3 protein-coding genes are annotated in these 4,360 nt (G+C 39.6%); 1 reads left to right on the top strand and 2 read right to left on the bottom strand.

The features are described from left to right. Positions 1 to 284: 284 nt before the first annotated feature. Positions 285 to 1,718, bottom strand: a complete 1,434-nt coding sequence (locus HYU69_13710; GenBank protein ID MBI2271395.1) for a T9SS type A sorting domain-containing protein — start codon at positions 1,716 to 1,718, stop codon at positions 285 to 287. 255 nt (positions 1,719 to 1,973) lie between these two features. On the opposite strand from HYU69_13710, the gene HYU69_13705 reads away from it, so the two are divergent. Further along, positions 1,974 to 3,518 carry a hypothetical protein gene (locus HYU69_13705; GenBank protein ID MBI2271394.1) on the top strand — a complete coding sequence of 515 codons (1,545 nt, stop codon included), beginning with the start codon at positions 1,974 to 1,976 and terminating at the stop codon, positions 3,516 to 3,518. 331 nt (positions 3,519 to 3,849) lie between these two features. Here the strand turns inward: HYU69_13705 and HYU69_13700 are convergent, their stop codons facing one another. After that, positions 3,850 to 4,110 (bottom strand): hypothetical protein, encoded by a 261-nt coding sequence (locus tag HYU69_13700; protein ID MBI2271393.1) that lies wholly within the window; start codon positions 4,108 to 4,110, stop codon positions 3,850 to 3,852. Positions 4,111 to 4,360: the final 250 nt, after the last annotated feature.

Genomic DNA, 4,360 nt, shown 5'->3' with positions numbered 1-4,360 from the left:
GAACTCTTCAAAACCTTAGGAATGCAAATCCCGCCCAAAATTCTTAAGACAGAACCCAAAATGTAGTGGCACAAACCTAACCCCATGCCCGCAAACCCACATCATTGCTGAATTGTTAAAAATCAAGTGTCAAACTCGGGAGGATTACTGGAGCCGGCGCGAAACCAGGTATTTTAAACTCACCGCTTCGCTACGTTTTGGCAAAGCCGACGCGACATTATTTAAACGTAAGGGGCCCCGCGACGAAGGTGATTCAGGAGATTTTTAATAAACATAACGATCAATTACTTCGATATGATCAGTTTCTGTTTAACTACTTTATTTCCGGAAGACGCGATCACATAATATATTCCCGATGGGATAGTTTCGTAAGGTGTTACAAACAAATTACCTGATCCGGAAAGCTCATCAACGCCGGCATTTGTATAATATACTTCACGGCCCAAAACATCGTGAATAGCTACTGACACATTATCCTCGTTTTGTCCATTTAACTGTACAGTAAATGCACCTGTTGTAGGATTAGGAAATAACAGGCCCAATGCATTTTTATTTTTTTCCGTGGCTGCTATGGCCGAGTACGAATACTTCCCGTCAAAGTCGGTTTGTTTTAACCGGTAATAATTAATCCCTGTGTAAGGGTACTGGTCAGTATAGCTATAATTTAGCATCCTGCTGCTGTTGCCGGCCCCATTTAGCGTGGCTATCGGCTCAAAGTCAACCGCATTCATTGATCGCTCAATGGTAAAATAATCATTACCTGTTTCCGAAGCGGTGGTCCATTTCAGCTGAACCGCTTCTTCTTTAAGGGCAGCCCAGAACCTTATTAAACTGACAGGCAGTAGCGAACAAGTACAATAGGTTACTGACGCGTCGAATACATTGGTACCCGAATTGCTATCTACCTTAGGGTCGGCCGGTGTGCCGGCCCTGGTAGGGGCTACACCTGAATTATCACACAGATCTACATTCCCCGACAGTCCTCCCGTACCGGTAAATGTCGAAGTACCTGTAATCCTCAAGCCTCCGCAGGAACCGGCACATCCCACAATTGAACTGCCCGATAAACTCAGGTTTACAGTGGTAATTCTGCCGGCATTACAGCTGTTTATGACTCCGCCTCCGCTCATATTTATCGTTCCATTCACATTTATAATACCATAATTATCCAAATCGTCTGAGGAACCGCTTGTAGTTATTGAACTAATTGTCATAATACCTGTGGAATAATTAGTTATTGTTCCCTGGTAGGTTAAAGCGCCACCGGTTACGTTACCATTATTACAAAACACATTAGCATCACTTGTACCTGAAAAATCAAAAGCATTAGTTCCATAATTTAATGTGCCGCTGTTATTGTATGTAAATGTTCCCGACCCGGTACGTGTCATATCAGCTGTATGGGTAATGCTTCCACAATTATTAATGACCATGCTTCTTGAACTGGCGAAAGAAATAGACCCGAATGTAGCGGTAGCCGATGATCCGACCTGAATTGTTCCCGTTTTTCCTAAGCTGGCGTCAAAAGTGGCGGGCGTCCAATCAGTAGAACTGCTTACCGCATAAGTTGTAGTACAGCCCGTTGAACAATCAACAGGACAAGTGGTACAGGGCTGGGAAAAAGTGTCGTAAGTAAACCACGCAAAAGCCCAAAAAGCAAAGAAGAGTGTCTTTAGTCTTTTCCAAAAAAAGCGATCTATGTAACGAACGGTCATCATTATTTCACTAAATGATAACTCTTAAAGTAATTCTTATACGTATAACGACATTCCAAGGTTATTAAAATTGTCATCTTATTTTGTTGAAAATCAATGGGAAAGCAAAAAAACTTCTTTTTTTTACGCGTACAAAGGTGATAAATAAGAGGGTTTATAGCAATCCTATTTTATTAAATTTGTAAGAGTCTGATTTTATATATATGCTAAAAATATATTAAATACATACAAATTATACTATTTAAAAAAATTTAATGTATGAGTCTGAATTATAAAAAAACGGAATTATTTACATTGATAAGATCAATGAGTATGTCCGAGAAAAGATATTTTAAGCTATTCGCCTCCAGGCATACAATAGGGGAAAAGAATAATTATGTCCTGCTTTTTGAGCTCATCGAAAAACAAGATCAATATAATGAAGAGGCTATCCGGCAACAGCTTAAAGGCATTGATTTTGTAAGGCATTTGCACGTGGTAAAAAATTACCTGTATAACCTCATCCTGAAAGCCATGCGTCAATACAACAATGAAGCTTCAGTAGCTGCCGAATTAAAAGGCATGATAGATGATATTAATTTTTTGTACAATAAAGGCCTGAATGTTCAATCGATGAGCATGTTGAGAAAAGCGAAGCGGTTCGGATATAAGTATGAGCAATTTTTCGCTTTACTGGAACTACTGGAATGGGAGAGAATAACGATCATGGAACGGGGTACGGATATTTCAGTAATAGAAAAACAACACGAAACAGTATTCAGGGAAAAAGAAGTGGTTATGCATAAAATAACCAACACCGATCAGTATACCGAACTTTCCGACAAAATACATATTAAAAGAAGGAACGAAGGTATGCCGCGGACAAAAGCGGCTGAAGACAAATACAAAAAATTGTTTGCCCATCCTATTTTGTCGGATGAAAATAAACCGAAAAGTTTTCGTGCAAAGCGATCGTATTACAACGCGATGGGGATACTGTCTTCGTCCGTGGGCGATGCTAAAGCCAGCCTCGCTTATAGAAAGAGGTCGCTTGATTTCATAGAAACTTCCCCGGAACAAAAAGGGATGGATGAAGGCCATTATATTTCGGCGCTGGGAAATTACATTATTGAATGCTGCGATTGCAAAAAATACCGGGAAGCTTTATTATACATTGAGAAACTCAGGAAACATGATGTAAAAAAAACAGAACTTAAAGCCAAGATATTTTCACGTGTATACATCCACGAGTTATCGGCCTATTTTGGCTTGGGGGAATTTGAAAAAGGTATTTCGATAATACCCGAAGCGGAGAAGGGTTTAAAAATATACGCGAAACAAATAACCGGGATACAGGAACTCCTCATCTACTCAAATGTGGCCAATATTTATTTGGGAGCGGGAAGACATAAAGAAGCGCTGACATGGAACAATAAAGTATTTACAGTCCAGGGCATAGACCTGAGAACGGATGTATTAAGCCATGCGTTGTTATTGAATTTAATAATACATTTTGAACTTAAAAATTTTGAGTTGCTCGACTATGCCGCCCGATCGGCTTACAGGTTCTTGTCGCGGAAGAAAAAACTCCATGGGTTTGAGTTCGTTTTTTTAAACTTTATAAAAAGAAAGCGGTCGGATTTTAGCACCGCAATCACAACAAAACGAACATTTAAAGAGTTGCGAGAAAAATTGATAGAAGTATACAAAAATCCCTATGAAAGACATGCTATGAGTTCTTTTAATTTCATTGCCTGGCTGGACAGCAAAATTGAAAAGCGGCCCTTTGCGGAGGTGATAAAAAAAAGCAATGCGACACAATAAGGACTGTTTTTTAGTGAAAATATTACCGGGCTACGATTATTTTATTCACAACATTGCGGCCTCCTGCATTCACGGAACCGAAATAGATACCGGGATTGAATGTTGCTCCATCTATATTCAGCAAGTGTGTGCCTGGTGACATATTTTTATAATCCGCCTCTACCACTTTTTTTTTCTGTCATATCGTATACTTCAAGACCCAGGTCCGAAGTGCTTTTCAATGTGACAGCCATTGTTGTTTCATTGCTGCAGATTGTGTCCCATGTGGGATCATAACGGGCGTAATTGTGCAGATCAACAATCTCTTTTATGCCTCTTATTCCGGCGGCATCTAAAAATGTTTTATGCCTGATATCTGATTAGCGTCTAAAGGGACGTTCAGATCGGGCTGAAATTTTTCCCAGGAAATAGGCAGACGAATAAGTGAAACGCCCTTGCTTTTCAGGTAGTCAAGGTCGGAGTCATTGGGAAAATTTTCCCAGGAATATTCCGCGCCGGACATATTCACCCCTATCATACTCCCGCACACAGTTTGAGAATGGACAGAAAGCACTTGAAAAAAGAGAGATAAAAAGAATATCGAGGGTCTCATTTGCATATTTTTTACAGGTATAGAAAAAATTTGTCAACAACAAGATAAAGTACTTTTCTCATGCCCCTTCATTTCATTATTCAACCACTCTTTAGCCAACCTTTTATTGTCCCGAGTTTGACACTCGAATCGAGGTCGCAACCCTACAGCCCTTGTTAATGCTGCATTCTTGTTTGGATTTTAAAATTTTGTAGTGAACAAACATTAACAAAACGTTGTTAATACTTGCGTTTAGGCTTGTGATTTAATT

Source organism: Bacteroidota bacterium, from assembly GCA_016183775.1.
In the GTDB taxonomy this organism is placed as follows: domain Bacteria; phylum Bacteroidota; class Bacteroidia; order JABDFU01; family JABDFU01; genus JABDFU01.
The sequence above is the reverse complement of the archived record's forward strand: the minus strand, read 5'-3'. Positions and strand labels throughout refer to the sequence as shown.

Excerpts from the sequence above, each read along its gene's own strand:
- HYU69_13705 (MBI2271394.1), top strand. The coding sequence starts at position 1,974 with ATGAGTCTGAATTATAAAAAAACGGAATTATTTACATTGATAAGATCA.
- HYU69_13700 (MBI2271393.1), bottom strand. The coding sequence starts at position 4,110 with ATGAGACCCTCGATATTCTTTTTATCTCTCTTTTTTCAAGTGCTTTCT.
- HYU69_13710 (MBI2271395.1), bottom strand. The coding sequence starts at position 1,718 with ATGATGACCGTTCGTTACATAGATCGCTTTTTTTGGAAAAGACTAAAG.